This window comes from Cohnella sp. GCM10020058 (assembly GCF_042683485.1).
Lineage (GTDB): Bacteria > Bacillota > Bacilli > Paenibacillales > Paenibacillaceae > Cohnella.
Window position 1 is genome coordinate 601,660 of record NZ_JBHUJV010000009.1, and the last position, 16,515, is coordinate 618,174.

Consider the following 16,515-nt stretch of genomic DNA (forward strand, 5'->3'; position numbering starts at 1 on the left):
CGATTAATCCTCCCCCAGCTTGAGCGCTTGATGAATGCGGATGCGCGTGAGCATGAAACCGAGTATGCCGAGCCCGACCGCCAGCATGAAGAACACCGTCGTATAGAGCCTGATATAGTCCATGCGCGCGAAAATAACTTCGAAGGGCGGGACCAAGGTGCTCGGGTTGAAGGCGATCTGAAAATGGGGCACGTAAAGACGCGCGGCCAGATTGCCGACGACGACGCCGATCGCGACAGCGACGCCCGACGTGAGCAGCTGCTCGACGGCCAGCATCCCTCCCATCTGCCGGACGGACAGGCCGAGCGCGCGCATGACGCCGTTCTGCAGCGCGCGGCTGCGGAGCGACAACACCCAGTACAGCATGAAGCCGACGAAGCTGACGAGGATCGATAAAATGAAGCCCAGCGTCAGGATGCCATTAAGCGCGAGCAAAAACGGATCGTTTTTCGCTTCGATCAGCTCCGTCTGCGCATTGCGCACGGAAGTCGTCGCGATGGGACTGTCCGCCAGCGCTTGATAAAATTCGGCGGATTTAAAGCCGGGCTTCATCTTCAGCCACACCTCGTAAGGCTCGAGCCCGAGCTGGAACTGGATGCGGGACAGATGGCCGACGATGAGCATCGGGGCGTTCGCCTGGGCGGCCGCTTCGCCGGCGGTCACGGAACCGGTCGGGGGCAGCGGATTAAACGTCGGGAAATAATCGATCGTGCCGTAAACGGTAAACGGCGCCTGTTGCACGTTGTCCCAACCGATCCATATCGTATCGCCAGGCTTCACCTTCATCTGCGCGGCAAGCGAGGCCGAGACGAGCACCGCCTTGGAATCGCCGGCAATCAGGTTGAGGTATTCGTAAAACGGATGCGCGAGCAGGCTGTCCTTGAACCAGGCCGTGCGGCCGAAGTCGTCGGTGTCGATGCCGATCAGCGTCGCCTTGCCCGAACTGCTCGCAGCCTCGCCTTCGCCGGCTGCGCTGAAGCCGACGGATTTTCGGAACACTTTGGCGGCTTGTTCTACGCCGGGGAGCGTCGTATAGGGATCGAAGGACGGCTCCAGATAGTGAACGACGCTTGATTCCATCGTTGCCGGGGCTTGCTCGGATGCCGGGCTGCCTGGCACGGGGGGCGGGGGCTTGTCGTTGGGCCACTGGGCCGTCACGACGATGTCCGAACCGGCCGAGTAACGAATGCGGTCGGCCGTATTTTCATTGATCGTACGGGCGGCGCTGGCGCCGAACAAGCCGGTGGCGATCGTCAGGATGAGGAAGACCATCAGGAACTGATATTGGCTGTTTGAACGGCCGACCTGGATAAGGGTGTAGTAGACGGAAGGGCTCCACCATTTGCGCCCGGCCGCGTAGACGAGCCTCAGAAGATACGGATACAGCCTGAGCAGCAGAAGGCCCCCGCCAAGGATGAACAAGGCCGGAACGATGAATTGCAGCGGGTCGATGCGCAAGTCGTCCGTGCCCAGTCCGAGGCGCTGAATGTCATGCAGCCTCGAGCGGAAGGCGTACAGTCCGTAGATGGCCAGCCCCAGCGCGATCAGATCCAGGCACAGCTTGTGCCAGAGTGGCGTCTTGCCCTGGCGGGCGAGCTGCTGCTTGTGGCCGACGATGTTCGCGCGCGTCGCCAGGCCGACGGATACCATCAGCATGAGGAAGGAGGCGGCAGCCGCGCACGCGCCGTAGCGATAGGCTTCGGCCGTCAAGCGGACGGGCAGGCCGGCGCGCTGGACGAAGGACAGAAATCCGCCGGAAGCGCCGAGCACCTTGGTGAGCAGCAGGCCGAGCGGGGGGCCCGCAGCGAGCGCCAGCCCGCTCAGCAGCAGACTCTCGGCGGCGAACGAGAGCAGAATCTGCATGCGGGACGCGCCCCGGCTGCGGAGCACGGCAATCTCGTTTTTCTGCCGTCCGGCGATCAGGTTGGACACCATGAACATATAGAAGCCGAGCATGATCAATACGGGCATGTTGAGCGACCATACGAGCTTCTGAACCTGCTTCGCGCGTTCCTGATAACGCGCGATCGTCTTCTCCGCGGGGAAGCTGAATTCGTTGCGGAAAAGAGCGACCCTGCCGTTGGCCGCCGCCTGAATCCGCTTGGCGGCCGCTTCGAACCGGGCGAGACCGGACACTTCCAGCTTGGCGTAGTCGAGCACGACATACCAGCCGGCCGTAAATACCGGGACGACGCCCGCCTGCACGAACTCGCGGTCGAACAGCTTCTCGTCGACGAGAAAGGACTGCGAGAGCGATTCGAACGAAGGATCGCGGTAGTATGGATCGTCCTCGCGCAGCGGCTCGATGATGCCGACGGGCTTGATCAGGATGTTGCGGTTCAGCTTGGCATCGCCGACTTCGAGCACGACGCCGAGCACGCTTCTGAAGTTGTTCAAAGCGGCCTCGGTCACGAGCGCTTCATAGACCCCGTCTTTAGCCTCCGGTGAAGGCAGGACGCCGTCCTTTAAGCGAATGTGCTGCTGCAGCCCTTCAAGGCTCGTGAACCGGCCGCTGCGGCTTGCGTTTTTGCGCTCTTTTTCGGGCAATCCTTGCCGGTAGACGTTAAATCTCTCCGTGTTCGACTCCCTGACGATATCGACGATCGGTAGCCCGAATGCGGGGGCGCCTTCTTTTTTTACGAAGGCGTCGAGCTCGGATATGATCTGGCCGCGCTGCGCGGTCGTCTGCGCGTCGAACGACACGCGCGACCAGACGGCCCCCGAGTAAACGCCGGACTTCTGCTGCGCGGTCTGCAGATCCTTGACCAGCATCCGCGAGAGCGTCGCTTCCTTGTAGATCGGCATGCTGCTGACCAGCGCCACGGAGATGAGAATGCCGAGGAAAAGGCTGACCACCAGCCATATGTTCTGTGCCATCTTGCGCAATATCATGACCGACAAAGCCATGGTGCGATCCTCCCGATGCCCGATTTCTATTGCAGTACGACGCTATCGCCTTCGGACAGACCGGTCACGATCTCGACTTCCGTCGGAGCGGAGATACCGGGTTCGACGTCGACCTCCCGAAGCTTGCCGTCTTGCAATACGCGCACGTAGTTGCGCCCGATGCTGGTGCGGAGTCCGCTGCGGGGAATCTTGACGACGCCGTCTTTATGCTGGAGGATGATCCGGATATTGACGCTCTGGCCAAGCTCGACGCCCTTGGGCAGCTTGGGAACGGTAAAATACAAGGTCGTCGCGTATTTCTCGGCCAGCTGCTTGTTTTGCGTTTGCGGCGCGCTCGCCGGGGTCTGCGACACCTTCGCCTCGAATTTGATCTCCTTGTTGTCCGAATCGTTATAAGTGACTTCGGCTTTGAAGCCGATCTCGGCTTTGCCGGCTTGTTCGGCGGAGGCGCCCGTCGTCACGAGCTGCATTTTCGTCAGATTCGCGACCTTCACGATGGTCTGGTAAGCATCCACGTAATCGCCGGGCTGCAGTTCCTCCACAAAGACGACCTGGCCGTCAATCTTCGAATAGAGCAGCTTGTTACCGAGCTGTTCGCGCAGGCGGTCGTATTTCATTTGCTCGATATCTCTCTGCAGCGTCGCCACGCGAAGCGCGGACTGGCTGTCCTCGTCCTTTTTGTCCCCGTATTGCTTGTCTATGGACTTCAACTCCGCTTTTGCCCGCAGGAGCGCGATTTCCTGCTCCTTCACGCGCAGATCCAGGTCGTCCAGCACGAGCTCGGCGAGCAGGTCCCCCTTTTTGACCGTTTGTCCGGAGGTGACGTCGATCTTGGAGATGCGCCCGCCCGTACCGGTAAATTGGGCGACGTCGGAGACCAGGGATTCGAACGTCCCGCCCAGCTGCAGCGCGTTTTCGATCGGTCCCTTGGCCGCTTTGACCGTTTGATAGTTTTCGGCGGCGGGCTTGACCAGCGGCGGAGCGAGCGCTTCTTCTTCGCGGGGGAGCAGCGAGCAGCCCGCCAGCGCGGCGCCAAGCAGCAAGGCCGTGCCCGCGGCGGCAATGCGTCTAGACCGGTGAGACAATTTGACCATCCTCCAGTTCGTATATGTGGTCGACGATCTCCATGACGGCCGGGTCGTGCGTCGTCATCACGATCGACAAGCCGCTTTGCTCGACGAGCTCCCTGAACAGCTTGATAATATGCAGACCGGTCTTCGAGTCCAGCTCTGCCGTCGGCTCGTCCGCCAGCACCAGCCGAGGCTTATGGGCGATCGCCCTGGCGATGGCCGTGCGCTGCTGCTCCCCGCCCGAGAGCTCGAAGGGCCGGTGGTGCATTCTCGGCTTCAGGCCGACCTGCTCGAGGGCCTGGATCGCCGCTTCTTGCCGATTCTCCTTGGGGCTTGCGCTGATCCGCAGCACAAACTCCACGTTCTCGTAAGCGGACATCAGCGGAAACAGGGCGAACGATTGAAAGATAAGGCCGATCTCTTTGCGCCGCAGCGCATCCCGCTCGCCGTCGCTCATCGCCGTGAGGTCTCGGCCGGCGAACGCAATCTTGCCCTCGGTCGGCCGGTCGAGGGCGCCCAGCAGGTTGATCAGCGTCGTTTTGCCCGAGCCCGAACGGCCCTTGAGGACGACAAGCTTGCCGGCCGGGATCGCGAGATCGATGCCCTTCAATACCTCGACGGTCCCCTGACCGCTGTTGAAGGCGCGTCTCAGACCGGAAACGCTTACAATGCTTGCTTCTGTTGGCTGCAAGGAACGCTCCACACCTTTCGCAAAAAGCCGTCGCGCCGGACGAATAGAGGAAGGGATTCGATTCGACAAGTGTCGGCATCGCCGCCATCTAATGTTGATGATGGCAATATTATACAATGTCGGTTCGTCATTCACTATAACCAATCTTCCTATCATCAGGCGTTTTTTATGGTTTATAGGCGAGGGGAGCGTTTTTAGCAAAATAAGCAGTACGAACCTAACGTTTTTTGACTATGGTCTGTTGTTTTTGGTCTAGGAAGCGTCCTGCGATTTTTTTAAAATTACAACTATCAGGAAATGAAAGCGCTTTTAAAATAGGGAAACGTTAAAGGCAAGCCATCAGAACCTGCTCCTCCGCCTTTTACAACAGGAAGGGAATGATGTTCATGGACGCAAGGGTCGAACGCAAAAGGAAACGAACGCGCTGGCGCAAGCATGATACCGAGCTGACGCTGCTCGCGCTCCCGACCACCATCTGGTACATTTTATTTTGCTTTTTGCCGATGTTCGGCGTCATCATTGCCTTCAAAGACTTCAAGATCCACGGGAACTTTGTCAACAATGTCGCAAACAGCGCTTGGGTGGGTCTGAAAAACTTCGAGTTTCTCTTCAAATCGAACGACGCCTGGATCGTTATTCGCAACACGATCGGCTATAACATCATCTTCATTATTCTGGGCATCGCGGTTCCCGTCACGCTCGCGCTCATGGTCGGGCAGCTGCACAGCCGCAAGGCCGCCAAGGTCTATCAGACGATGATGTTCCTGCCTTACTTTCTCTCCTGGGTTGTCGTATCCGCTGTAGTGTGGGCGTTTCTGAGCTATGACAAAGGCATCTTCAACCAATTTCTGTCCGACTTCAGCCAGGATCCGAAGAACTGGTATATGGAAGCGTCTTATTGGCCCTATTTTCTCGTTTTTATGAATATGTGGAAGGGCCTTGGCTATGGCATGGTCATCTACCTGGCGACGATCACGAGCATGGATTCGACTTATTACGAGGCGGCTGTTATCGACGGTGCGACCAAGTGGCAGCAGACCCGATATATCACGCTCCCTTTAATGAAGTTCGTAATCGTGCTGATGTTCATTCTGGCGGTCGGTCATATCTTTTCCACGGACTTCGGCCTGTTCTTCCAGGTGCCGCGAGACTCCAACTCGCTGTACAACGTGACCACGACGGTAGACGTGCTCGTATTCAAGCAGTTGAAAACCGCGACGGTCGGCATGGCTTCCGCTTCTTCCTTCCTGCAGTCGGTGCTGGGCTGCGCGATGATTCTTACCGCGAACTGGGTCGTCCGCAGAGTCGATCCCGATAGCGCGATGATCTAGAGAGGAGGCGACAACGATGTCGACGCAAACGAGCTACGATTCCGGTCTCGAAAAATTCAATCGGATCGGCAAAGGGATGAACGTTTTTTTCCACCTGATTTTTATGGCCTTGGCGCTGCTGTGCCTCATTCCCGTCGTGGTGGTGCTCTCCATCTCGCTGTCCGACGAGTCGTCTATTCGCGAGAGCGGTTACCACATCCTGCCGACGGCGCTATCCGGGGATGCCTACAACTATATCGTGAAGCAGGGCTCGATGATCACGCGGGCGCTCGGCGTCTCCGTGCTCGTGACGGCGGCGGGTACGCTGATCGGCGTGCTGCTCACGACGTCGATGGGCTATGCGCTGTCGCGGCCGAATTTCAAGCTGAAGGGATTGCTGACATGGATCGTGTTTATCCCGATGATTTTTAACGGCGGCCTGGTGTCGAGCTACTACATCAATTCGTCGCTGCTGGGGCTCAAGAACACGATCTGGGCGCTCATCCTCCCGCTGGCCGTATCTTCCTTTAACGTCATCATCTGCAGAACCTTTTTCAAATCGACGATTCCGGACGGACTGATCGAGTCGGCCGAGATCGACGGCGCCGGCCAGTTCCGAATTTACTTCACGATCGTGCTGCCGATCTCGCTGCCCGTCCTGGCGACGATCGGACTGTTCCTTTGCTTCTCGTACTGGAACGACTGGTTCCAATCGCTGCTCTATATCGACGACCAGAACCTGTATTCGTTGCAGGCGCTGCTGAACAGCCTCATGAGCAACGTCGATGCGCTGGCGAGAAACGCTTCGACGATGGGCGTCAGCTATGCGCAGCTCGTCGCCACGATGCCCAAGGAATCCGCCCGCATGGCGGTCGCGATCATTATCGTACTGCCCGTCGCGCTGGCCTATCCGTTCTTTCAGAAGTACTTCATATCGGGTCTGACGGTGGGCGCCGTCAAGGGATGAGCCTTAAACCGGAACGAAATAAGCCCGGATCTATCGGGTTTATCATATCTGCCGTACAGGTACACGCATAAAAACGCTCAAATGACATGAGGGAGGAAAAAAGATGAAAGCATTTATGAAATCCCCGTTCTTGATCGGCGCAGCCGCGCTGGCGATGACCGGCCTGGCCGGGTGCTCCAAATCGGACAACAACAATGGCGCGAGCAGCGCGGCAGCCAGCTCTCCGGCAGCGTCCGCGTCATCTACGGCATCCGCGTCATCGAGCGCGCCCGCCACGAAGTCCGGCGATATTCCTACGCTCGTATGGTGGACGATCGGCGGACAAATACCGGCCAACTACGATAAGGCCATCGAGAAAATGAACGAATACACGGCGGAAAAGATCGGCGTCAAAATCGACCTTCGCGTCGCCGGGTGGGGCGAATGGGATACCAAGATCAACACGATTGTCAACTCCGGGGAGCCCTTCGACATCATGTTTACGAATAACGGCAAGTACAGCCAGCAGGTCAACATGGGCGCGTTCGCCGACATTACCGATCTCGTGAAGAGCGTGACGCCGGAGCTGCAGAGCACGATACCGCAAATGGTGTGGGACGGAACCAAGAACGGCGGCAAAATCTATGCGGTGCCGACTTATAAGGATTCGTCCGCAACCCAGTATTGGGTATTCGACGATGCGCTGGTTAAAAAGTACAATATCGACCTCGGCAGCATCAAGGCAATGCAGGATCTGGATAAGCCGTTCCGCGACATCAAGGCCGGCGAAGGCAAGAGCTACTATCCACTGTCCTTGACGCAGGGCGAGGGATTCAACGGTTTCTTTAACGCCTACGACGATATGACGCTCGGCTTCGCGCCGATCGGCGTCAAGACCGACGATGCCTCTCGCAAGGTCGTCTCCGTGCTCGAGCAGCCGGATACGATGGCCAACCTGAAGCTCATGCACCAGTGGTACAAGGACGGCATTATCAATCCGGACGCCCCGACCAAGATTGAAGCGGATCCGTACCGCCCGTTCTTCAGCGCGCAGGCGTTCCCGGGCGCCGAAGTGAACTGGCAGATCAACGCGGGCATCGAGAAATACGACATGGTGCAAATATCGGGCCCGATCTATACGACCAGCACGATTCAGGGCTCGATGAATGCGATCTCCGCCAATTCGAAGTACAAGGAAGAGGCGCTCAAGTATCTGCAACTGGTCAATACCGATGCCAAGCTGCGCAATATGCTGGCGTTCGGCGAAGAGGGCGTCGACTTCGATTATGTCAGCGACAAGGTCATCGAGCGTAAAACCGATTCTTGGCCGCTGGCTGCCTATACGCAAGGCACGTTCTTCAACCTGGCCGTTACCAAGGGCGCGCCGGAAGATCAGTGGGACCAGGTCCGCAAGCTGAACGAAGCCGCCACCTCCTCCACGATTCTCGGCTTTGCGCTTGATATCACCGATCTGGCCACGGAAGTCGCCAACGTAAAGTCCGTATGGAGCAAATACAGCTATGAGCTGGTCACCGGCGCTTCCGATCCGGAGAAGCAGGTGCCGAAGATCGCGGAAGAGCTGCGGAAAGCCGGCATGGACAAAATCATTCAAGCCGCGCAGGCGCAAATCGATGCCTACTTCAAGGCCTGAGCTTAAAACGCATGAGAAAGCCCGAACGCACCTTTCCGGTCGTTCGGGTTTTCGGCTCTTGTAAAAGCCGAATCGAGGATTGATTTATCCGAACGCTAAGGCTTATGGTTAAACGATGACCGGCAAAAATCCGAATGCAGGGGAGCGCCGCATGTTTTCTTTTTTTCAAATCAAAATTTATCGCGGCAAGTTCATCGCCTTTGCGGTTTTTGCTTTGCTAATGGGGCTTGGCTTGAGCGCGCTGGCCACCTATGTTCTGCTGGAGCAATGGCTTGAGAATGCGAAAAGTCAGGCCGCGGACGCCTACGCCAGAGTGGAAGGTGCGCTTCAAAACGATTCCGACCGGATCGATGCCTATCTGCAGCGGGTATACTCCAACAGCGGCCTCGTGGCAGACGTCCGCTATTTTCTCGGCAACAGCGCGGAAGGTTATCTGACGGTCAGACTCCAGAACAGCCGTTACGACCAGACGCTCGTATCGTTTCCGGAGGATATGAAGGCTTTTCTCGGCAACGGGGGACAGAACCGCATCGTGCAGGTGAGCCTGCATACCGCGGAACAAGGCAATGTCGTGCGTTTTGGCAGCAGCGGCGGCACGAGCTTCAAGTTTAACGTACCGAATACGGACGACATATTCCGGGAGACGATCCAGAGAGGTTTCGTCATCCGCAAGCAACTGCTCGACCCCAATCAGATCTCGCGGCAGCTCGGCGAATTCCGGTTTCTCGTCAGCAGCGACGCGTTGTTCGCGGACCTGCAGGACAATCGGCGGGTCGCCTCCGCCGCTGTCAGCAATGCAGGCGACGTGTATCTTGCAGGGGGCGGAGGACGCGCCGGCGAGGCGTCGTTCCGCAAGGCTGCAGCGAACCCGGGCAGCCATGGCTTTATCCGTTTGGGCGATTTCGGTCGCGCGTTTTACGTGACTTATCCGTCCAAGGAATTCGATTATCAATTCGTAAGTATCATAGACTTGTCGGTGCTCATCCGTCAGAACGCCGGCATGCTGCTCATCGTACTTTTGGTGGTGTGGACGGCCATGGGCAGCGTCCTCCTGCTGACCGCATACAATCTGCGCGAAGCCGCGGGCTTCCTGCGGCGGATCATCCATTCGATCGAACGGGTCAAATCCGCCAACTTCACGCCCGTAAGTCCGGCACGGTACCGAAAAAACGAGTACGGCATGATCGCGGCGGAGCTCGACGATATGACGCTGCAGCTCAACAAGCATATTCAGACGGAATATCTGCTGAAGCTGAAGCAGCAGGAGACAGAAATGAAGGCGCTTCAAAACCAGATCAATCCGCACTTTTTGTATAATACGCTGGAAATTATCCGTTCCTCAGCGCTGTCGGGCCGAACGGACGATACGGCCGAAGCGATCGCGACGCTGGGCGCGCTGTACCGCGAGATCGTTAAAAACGAAAATATCATTCCGCTGGGCAGCGAGCTGGCCTTGCTGCAAAAATACCTGAAAATCATGGAATTCAAATATCCGGACCGTTTTTTTTATCAGCTGAACGTGGACAAAGCGCTGTTGTCGCTGCCCACCGTGAAGTTCTGGATGCAGCCGCTCGCGGAAAACTTTTTCGTTCACGGCTTCGATCCGGACAACGCGTTCAATCTGCTTGTCGTGAACGGTACGGAGCGCGCGGACGCGTACGAGCTGGAGATGGTGGACAACGGGGCCACGATCTCCAAGGATCGGTTGGCCGAGATCCGCCGCCATCTGTCCCGCAGCGAAGATGCTGCCGCGCAGAGCATCGGCTTGCGGAACGTGCATACGCGGCTTCACTTTTTCCACGGTAAAGGCTTTGCGATGCAAATCGACAATAACGAGGAAGCAGGCGTTAAGATCACCTTGACCTTTGCGAAGGAGGCGTAAGGCATGTATAAGCTTCTGATCGTGGACGACGAGCCGCAGATTTTGGAGGGCGTCAAGCGAACGTTGGACTGGGAGAGGCTCGGCTTCGCGCGGATCGAGACCAGCGAGACCTATGAGGGCGCCATCGCCAAAGCCGTGGAATTCGGGCCGGACCTGGCGATCTTCGACGTCTGCATCGGCAAGGAGCGCGGGTATAATGCCATTCGCAAGCTGAAGGAAATTCGGCTGCCGGCGACCTACATTATGATGAGTGGCTACGAGGAATTCGAATACGCGATGCAGGCGATCCACTGCGGGGCCAAGGATTATCTGCTCAAGCCCATCGAGCGCGTCAAGCTGCAAGCGCTTGTACAGCGGATTATCGTCGAAGACTTGAACGGCACGCTGGCGGAGCCGGACGACCGCGACGCGGACCCCATACTAGGCGTGCGTTACGACAGTCTGTCCAAGCTGACCAACCGAATTCTGCAGATGGTCAAGGCGGAGTACGGGCACAATCTCAATCTCAAGACGGTGGCCGAACGCTTTCGCATGAACGGAACCTACCTCGGACAGCTCTTTTTGAAGGAAACGCAGATGAAGTTTTCGGAATACCTCATGGCCTACCGGATGTTCCGGGCGCGGGACCGCATCCAGACGACGGACGAGAAAATCGCGACGATCGCCCAATCCGTCGGCTACGCCAACCTGAACTACTTTTATACGCATTTTAGCGCGTACTTTCACAAGTCGCCTTCCGACCTGCGGAGAAAGGAATAGTGCGGCATGCGATATCGACGATACTGCAGCCCGATCTTCAAGGCGGTTATGCTGGCGGCGCTGCTCGCGCTGCCGCTGTCGCTGTCCGGCTGCATGACCCCATCGAAATCGGGCGAGCAGCCGGCTCGCGTTGGCGGCGCCGTGAATCTGATCTACTACACGATCGGTAATCCGGACCCCGATCTGAAGATGGTCAACGACAAGATTAGTGAAGTGACGGCCAAAAAAATCGGAGTTACGATCACCTACGTCAAGGTCGGCTGGCAGGAATACAGCGACCGGATCAATACGATGATATCGACGGGCACGCCCTTCGACATCGCCTATACGACGGATTATTCGAGCTACGTGCAGCGGGGGGCCTGGCTCAAACTCGACGACTATCTGGCGGGTGTCGGCCGGGATATGTATGAAGCGGTCGATCCCGTGCTGTGGCAGGGCGTCCGCATGGAGGACGGCGGGATCTACGGCGTACCGACGAACAAGGAGCTTGCGGTCCGGATGCAGTGGATGTATCCGGAGTCGCTCGTCCGAAAGTACGGCATCGATATCTCCAAGTACAATACGCTGGAGTCGCTCGCCCCGCTGCTCCAGATGATCAAGGATAAGGAGCCCGCCTATCTGCCGATGGAGCTGGATAAGGATTCCCAGAATTTCTTCGCGCTCGACGGCTACGAGTACGTGATCGACAAGCCGCTGCCGTTGATGATTCGTTCGCTGGATCCCGAAGCGCCGGTGATCAACATCTTCGAGACGCAGGAAGCCAGGCATGTGCTGGACACGCTCCGAAGCTATTATCTCAAAGGCTATATTAATGAGGATGCGGCTCTGAGGGAGGGTCAGAATCTGAAGCGGGGAGACCTGGTCTTCTGGAAGCCGGCAGGAGGCGGTCCCCTCGCGGAGAACAGCTGGAGCAAGGATCGCGGCTACAAGGTCGTCGCCCAACCGGTAACACGGCCTCTGATCACGACGGAATCCGTGCGCGGCGGCATTATGGCGGTCAACGCGAACGCCGCACATCCGGCCGAGAGCGTCAAGTTTCTGAATCTGCTCAATACGGACCCCGAACTCCGCAATCTGATGAATTACGGCATTGAAGGCGTTCACTACACGCTCGACGAGAACGGGCAGGTGCTGCCGAAGACTTCCGGAGGCAGCGGCGCTCAGGGCGCGGCGGTCGGCTATGAAGGCGTGCAGTATACGCAGGGCAACTGGTTTATTCTCAAGACGGTCGGGGGCGAGTACCCGGATCCATTGGACAAGTGGGACCAGTACCGGGCGGCCAACGCCGAGTACGTCAAGTCCAAGCTGTTCGGGTTCACGCCGGATCTGGCGGGCATGTCGATCCAGATCGACAACATTCGAACGGTGTGGGAAAAGTATTACCCTGGCCTGCTGACCGGCAGCGTGGACGTCGACGCCGTCCTGCCCAAGTTCAACGCGGAGCTCAGGCAGGCCGGGCTGGACGAAGTGCGGGCGGAAGTGCAGCGGCAACTGGATGCCTGGCGTGCCTTGCAGCGGTAGCCGAATCGCGATAAACATAAGGAAGCAGCGAAGACCGCCGGCACGCGTCCGGCGGTCTTCGTATTGCGATTGCGGCAAATTTTCGTTAACCCTTCACCGCTCCGGCGACGACGCCTTTGACGATGTATTTTTGCAGGAACATGAACACGACGATCGACGGCAGGACGGCCATGACCATAGCGGTCATCGCGTACTGCCAGTCCGACGTGTACTGGCCGACGAACGTGTAGGCCGCGAGCGTCAGCGTCTTGGTCGTCGGCGAGCCGTTGACCATGAGGAGCGGGAGCAGGAAGTCGTTCCAGATCCACATGACGTCGATGATGACGATCGTCGCCGTGACGGACTTGAGCAGCGGGAAGATGATCCGGAAGAACAGCCCGAAGCCGGAAGCCCCGTCGATCATCGCGCTCTCGTCGAGCTCCTTCGGAATGCCTTTGACAAACCCGTGATAGATAAAGACGGCCAGCGGAGCGCCGAAGCCCCAGTACAGCAGGCCGAGCCCCCAGGTGCTGTCGGACAGATGCAGGAACCGCGCGGTCTTGAGCACGGTGAGCATGATCGACTGGAACGGGATGAGCATCGGCATGATGCAGATGAAATAGACAATGCCGCTCAGCCGCGACTTCGTACGCGCCAACTTGTAGGCGGCGATCGAAGAGACGAGGACGATGCCCGCAAGCCCCAGCACGGTGATAATCGTGTTGTTCAGGAACAGGCGCGGGTAGTTGATAAACTTCCATACGTACGAATAGTTGGCGAACGTCCAGTGGTGCGGCAGCGCGATGACGTCCGACATGACCTCCTGGAAGCTCTTGAACGAGTTGAAGATCGCCAGGAAGAGCGGGTACAGGAACACGAGGGAGAGGAGGATCATGACGATCTCAAGGGCCCAGCGGGTCGCTTTATTCGAAGCGGACATTAGGCTTCAACCTCCCTGCGCTTGAAGATGGTGAGCTGGATGACGGTGATGATCAGGACGGCGACGAACAGAATGAGCGCCTTGGCGGTGCCGTAGCCGTACAGGTTGTTCGTAAAGGTGTCGCGGTAAATGTCGTAGGCGACGCTGTACGTCGTCCCGCCCGGTCCGCCCCCGGTAAGGGAGAGGATGACGTCGAACACCTTGATCGAGTTGGTCAGCGCCATGAAGACGGCGATCGTGATCGAAGGCGCGAGCAGCGGCAGCGTGACGCTGAAGAAGCGGCGGACGGGCCCGGCGCCGTCCACGACGGCGGCTTCCTTCAGATCGCCGGGGACCGATTGCAGGCCTGCGATGTAGATGACCAGGTAGAAGCCGATCGACTGCCAGATCGAGACGAACAGGACGGAAATGAAGGCCAGTCCCGGCTCTCCGAGCCAGCTCATTTTGAAAATATGCCAGCCCGTGCTGTTGCCAAGCGACTCGAAGCCCTGCATGAAGATGAACTTCCAGATGAAGCCGACGATGACGAGGCTGAGGATGTACGGGATAAAGAAAGCCGCCCGCAGCCAGGTCTTCGACTTGAGCTTCGTGTCGAGGACGAGCGCCAGCAGGATGGCCAGCACGTTGATGAGTACGATATAGAGCACGGCGTACTTGACCGTGAACCAGGCCGCGTTCGTAAAGTTGGCGTCGCCGGTGAAAATTTGCTTGAAGTTGTCCAGTCCGATGAACTTCGGATGCTTGGAGATGCCGTTCCACTTGGTCAGCGAGTAGCGGACGGTCATGACGAACGGAATGTAAAAGGCGACGGCCACGCAGATCAGAACCGGCAGCGTGAATAGGCCGAACTCCATCTTGGAGCGCCATTTGCGGTAAAACGAGGCCATAGCGGCACCTCTTTTCTCTTGTGGTATGACGGGTTTAGGCTATAATGCATTATAAAACGGCGCCGAATACGTCCTAAATGGATTTAAGTAAACACTTAAGGGTAATAAGGTGAACTGGAATCGGAGGCACTTATGCAGAACTTTGCGCAATGGCTGCGGCGGACGGGGCGCCGGCTGCGAGAGGCCCCTTCCCGCAGGCTGGTGAACAAGCTGATCCTGCTGTTCACCTCCATCATCATTCTGATCGTCTCGAGTCTCTCCTTTATCGCCTACAAGATCATCGAGCGGGAATCCGTCGCCGGCAGCGTCGCGAGCAACCGGAGCAACCTGAAGCTGGTGAACCAGAACTACGCCAAGTACATGAGCGAGCTCGAGCAGTTCTCGCTGCCGCAGATCGACTATGACCCGCTGATGCTTGCCATCGAGCGCGAGGGCAAAGACTATGCCTCCCGCCTTTATCTGGAGGACTATTTGCGTTCGCTTTTTTACGCGAGGACCGATCTGCAGAGCATCTATATGTATCTGGCGGACGAGCACAAGTATTTGTACGTGACCCGCGAGCGATACAACGTGACGGTGCGCGCCGCGCTGGACGACGGTATTCCCGAGCAAGTCTGGTACAAGGAGGCGATGGCGGATCCGCATAACCGGAGCGTCCAGTCGCTGGTCCTGTCGCGCGAGACGGGGTACGGTACGGCGCCGGAGAGCGTGTTCATGGCATACCACCGGGTGCTGCGATCGCTCAAGGACCGCCAGGCGCGGGCCGTGGTCAGCTTTTATGTGAACGATTCGGCCAAAAACGCGATCATGACGGACATTCCGATGAGCGAGGGGGAGCACGCGATGCTGCTCGACGCCAACGATACGCCGTTCCATGCGGACGATCCGGACTTCTATGCCTCCGCTGTCGGCGACGGCAAGTTCGTGAGCTTGCTCCATACCGAGGAGAGCAAAGAGAGCTTCAATTGGCAGGGCCCAGGCGGGCGTTATCTGGTCGTCGAAAACGTAGACGGGCAGGAAGGCTGGCGGCTCGTCAAGCCGATCCCCTTCAGCGAGATCTACCGGACGGCGGTGGAGGCGCGGCGCATCAGCATCTGGATCGGCATCGGCTTCCTGGCCGTCGCGGTAGGGCTCGTCATTCTCACCTCGAATGCCATTACCCGTCCGCTGAAACGGCTGTCCAAGGAGATGAGCCGGTTCGGCGCGGGCGACTTCGAGACGGTCACCGAGGTGCGCGGACGCGACGAGATCGCGTATCTGTCCAGGCACTTCAACCTGATGGCGCGGCGTACGAACGAGCTGATCAACGAGCGGTACAAGATGAAGCTGACGGAACAGAGCGCGATTCTGAAGGCGCTGGAAGCGGAGATCAATCCGCATTTTCTGTATAACGCGCTGCAGGCGATCTCGACCAAGGCGCTGAAAAACGGCAACGACGACGTGGCGGACATGGTCGATGCGCTCGCCGGGACGCTCCGCTACTGCATCAGCGGCAAGGACATCGTCTATTTGAATGAGGAGCTGAAGCACGTGGAAAGGTACATGATGCTGCAAAAGGCGCGATTCGGCAGCCGCGTCGCGATGTCGTACGACATCGGGGACGAGCTGCTCCAGCTGTCGATTCCGAAGCTGTCGATCCAGTCTCTCGTGGAGAATGCGATCAAGCACGGCGTGGAAAAGGTGCAGCGGCCCGTCAGAATTCTGATCGCGGCCTACCTGGAGGGAGAAGGCGCGGTCATTGCCGTGCGCGACGACGGACCGGGCATTGCGCCGGATCGCCTGCGGGAGGTGCGGGCTTCGTTCGAGACGGCGTGGGAGGACCGAAGCGGCGAGAGCATCGGCTTGCGCAATCTGGACGCGCGCCTGAAGCTGCTCTTCGGCGGGGGGGCGGGGCTTGAGATCGAGGCGCTTGAAGGCGGCACGGAGCTCCGCATGAAGATCCCTGGAGGAGGCGGACATCTTGTATAAA

At 58.2% G+C, this 16,515-nt stretch carries 12 protein-coding genes; 7 read left to right on the top strand and 5 right to left on the bottom strand.

Annotation, left to right across the window (positions count from 1 at the left end; all coding sequences use genetic code 11):
• Positions 1-3: 3 nt before the first annotated feature.
• Genes ACFSR7_RS18080 through ACFSR7_RS18090 form a run of 3 tightly spaced genes read right to left on the bottom strand, consistent with a single transcriptional unit; the run spans position 4 to position 4,668 of the window.
• Positions 4-2,907 (bottom strand): ABC transporter permease, encoded by a 2,904-nt coding sequence (locus ACFSR7_RS18080; RefSeq protein WP_378163926.1) that lies wholly within the window; start codon positions 2,905-2,907, stop codon positions 4-6.
• A 26-nt stretch (positions 2,908-2,933) separates the two neighbouring features.
• Positions 2,934-3,992 (bottom strand): efflux RND transporter periplasmic adaptor subunit, encoded by a 1,059-nt coding sequence (locus ACFSR7_RS18085; protein WP_378163928.1) that lies wholly within the window; start codon positions 3,990-3,992, stop codon positions 2,934-2,936.
• On the bottom strand, positions 3,976-4,668 hold the full coding sequence (locus ACFSR7_RS18090; RefSeq protein ID WP_378163930.1) for an ABC transporter ATP-binding protein: 693 nt from the start codon (positions 4,666-4,668) through the stop codon (positions 3,976-3,978). The genes ACFSR7_RS18085 and ACFSR7_RS18090 overlap by 17 nt, the downstream gene beginning before the upstream one ends.
• 386 nt (positions 4,669-5,054) lie before the next feature.
• Between ACFSR7_RS18090 and ACFSR7_RS18095 the strand changes: the two genes are divergently transcribed.
• From ACFSR7_RS18095 to ACFSR7_RS18120, 6 genes are all read left to right on the top strand, one after another.
• Positions 5,055-5,999, top strand: coding sequence for an ABC transporter permease (locus tag ACFSR7_RS18095; protein WP_378163932.1), 945 nt, complete (start codon positions 5,055-5,057; stop codon positions 5,997-5,999).
• Positions 6,000-6,015: 16 nt separating this feature from the next.
• Entirely contained in the window at positions 6,016-6,945 is a 930-nt protein-coding gene (locus ACFSR7_RS18100) for a carbohydrate ABC transporter permease (RefSeq protein ID WP_378163934.1), read from the top strand.
• Positions 6,946-7,048: 103 nt separating this feature from the next.
• Complete coding sequence (locus ACFSR7_RS18105; protein ID WP_378163936.1) at positions 7,049-8,575, top strand: ABC transporter substrate-binding protein; 1,527 nt, start codon at positions 7,049-7,051, stop codon at positions 8,573-8,575.
• Positions 8,576-8,726: 151 nt separating this feature from the next.
• Positions 8,727-10,457: a sensor histidine kinase gene (locus tag ACFSR7_RS18110; protein WP_378163938.1), complete on the top strand. Its 1,731-nt coding sequence runs from the start codon at positions 8,727-8,729 to the stop codon at positions 10,455-10,457.
• Between the two features lie 3 nt (positions 10,458-10,460).
• Positions 10,461-11,216: a response regulator transcription factor gene (locus tag ACFSR7_RS18115; protein WP_378163940.1), complete on the top strand. Its 756-nt coding sequence runs from the start codon at positions 10,461-10,463 to the stop codon at positions 11,214-11,216.
• Positions 11,217-11,222: 6 nt separating this feature from the next.
• Entirely contained in the window at positions 11,223-12,740 is a 1,518-nt protein-coding gene (locus tag ACFSR7_RS18120; RefSeq protein WP_378163941.1) for an ABC transporter substrate-binding protein, read from the top strand.
• A gap of 85 nt (positions 12,741-12,825) precedes the next feature.
• Here ACFSR7_RS18120 and ACFSR7_RS18125 read toward each other — a convergent pair whose 3' ends face one another.
• Both ACFSR7_RS18125 and ACFSR7_RS18130 read right to left on the bottom strand, forming a co-directional pair.
• Positions 12,826-13,659, bottom strand: a complete 834-nt coding sequence (locus ACFSR7_RS18125; RefSeq protein WP_090117166.1) for a carbohydrate ABC transporter permease — start codon at positions 13,657-13,659, stop codon at positions 12,826-12,828.
• Positions 13,659-14,546, bottom strand: coding sequence for a carbohydrate ABC transporter permease (locus ACFSR7_RS18130; protein ID WP_378163943.1), 888 nt, complete (start codon positions 14,544-14,546; stop codon positions 13,659-13,661). The genes ACFSR7_RS18125 and ACFSR7_RS18130 overlap by 1 nt, the downstream gene beginning before the upstream one ends.
• Positions 14,547-14,678: 132 nt before the next feature.
• Between ACFSR7_RS18130 and ACFSR7_RS18135 the strand changes: the two genes are divergently transcribed.
• Positions 14,679-16,514, top strand: coding sequence for a sensor histidine kinase (locus ACFSR7_RS18135; protein ID WP_378163945.1), 1,836 nt, complete (start codon positions 14,679-14,681; stop codon positions 16,512-16,514).
• Position 16,515 lies beyond the last annotated feature (1 nt).

What these genes read in the sequence shown, in the direction of transcription:
- ACFSR7_RS18115 (WP_378163940.1), top strand. Translation starts at nt 10,461, where the DNA reads ATGTATAAGCTTCTGATCGTGGACGACGAGCCGCAGATTTTGGAGGGC.
- ACFSR7_RS18080 (WP_378163926.1), bottom strand. Translation starts at nt 2,907, where the DNA reads ATGGCTTTGTCGGTCATGATATTGCGCAAGATGGCACAGAACATATGG.
- ACFSR7_RS18095 (WP_378163932.1), top strand. Translation starts at nt 5,055, where the DNA reads ATGGACGCAAGGGTCGAACGCAAAAGGAAACGAACGCGCTGGCGCAAG.
- ACFSR7_RS18120 (WP_378163941.1), top strand. Translation starts at nt 11,223, where the DNA reads ATGCGATATCGACGATACTGCAGCCCGATCTTCAAGGCGGTTATGCTG.
- ACFSR7_RS18110 (WP_378163938.1), top strand. Translation starts at nt 8,727, where the DNA reads ATGTTTTCTTTTTTTCAAATCAAAATTTATCGCGGCAAGTTCATCGCC.
- ACFSR7_RS18105 (WP_378163936.1), top strand. Translation starts at nt 7,049, where the DNA reads ATGAAAGCATTTATGAAATCCCCGTTCTTGATCGGCGCAGCCGCGCTG.
- ACFSR7_RS18130 (WP_378163943.1), bottom strand. Translation starts at nt 14,546, where the DNA reads ATGGCCTCGTTTTACCGCAAATGGCGCTCCAAGATGGAGTTCGGCCTA.
- ACFSR7_RS18100 (WP_378163934.1), top strand. Translation starts at nt 6,016, where the DNA reads ATGTCGACGCAAACGAGCTACGATTCCGGTCTCGAAAAATTCAATCGG.
- ACFSR7_RS18125 (WP_090117166.1), bottom strand. Translation starts at nt 13,659, where the DNA reads ATGTCCGCTTCGAATAAAGCGACCCGCTGGGCCCTTGAGATCGTCATG.
- ACFSR7_RS18135 (WP_378163945.1), top strand. Translation starts at nt 14,679, where the DNA reads ATGCAGAACTTTGCGCAATGGCTGCGGCGGACGGGGCGCCGGCTGCGA.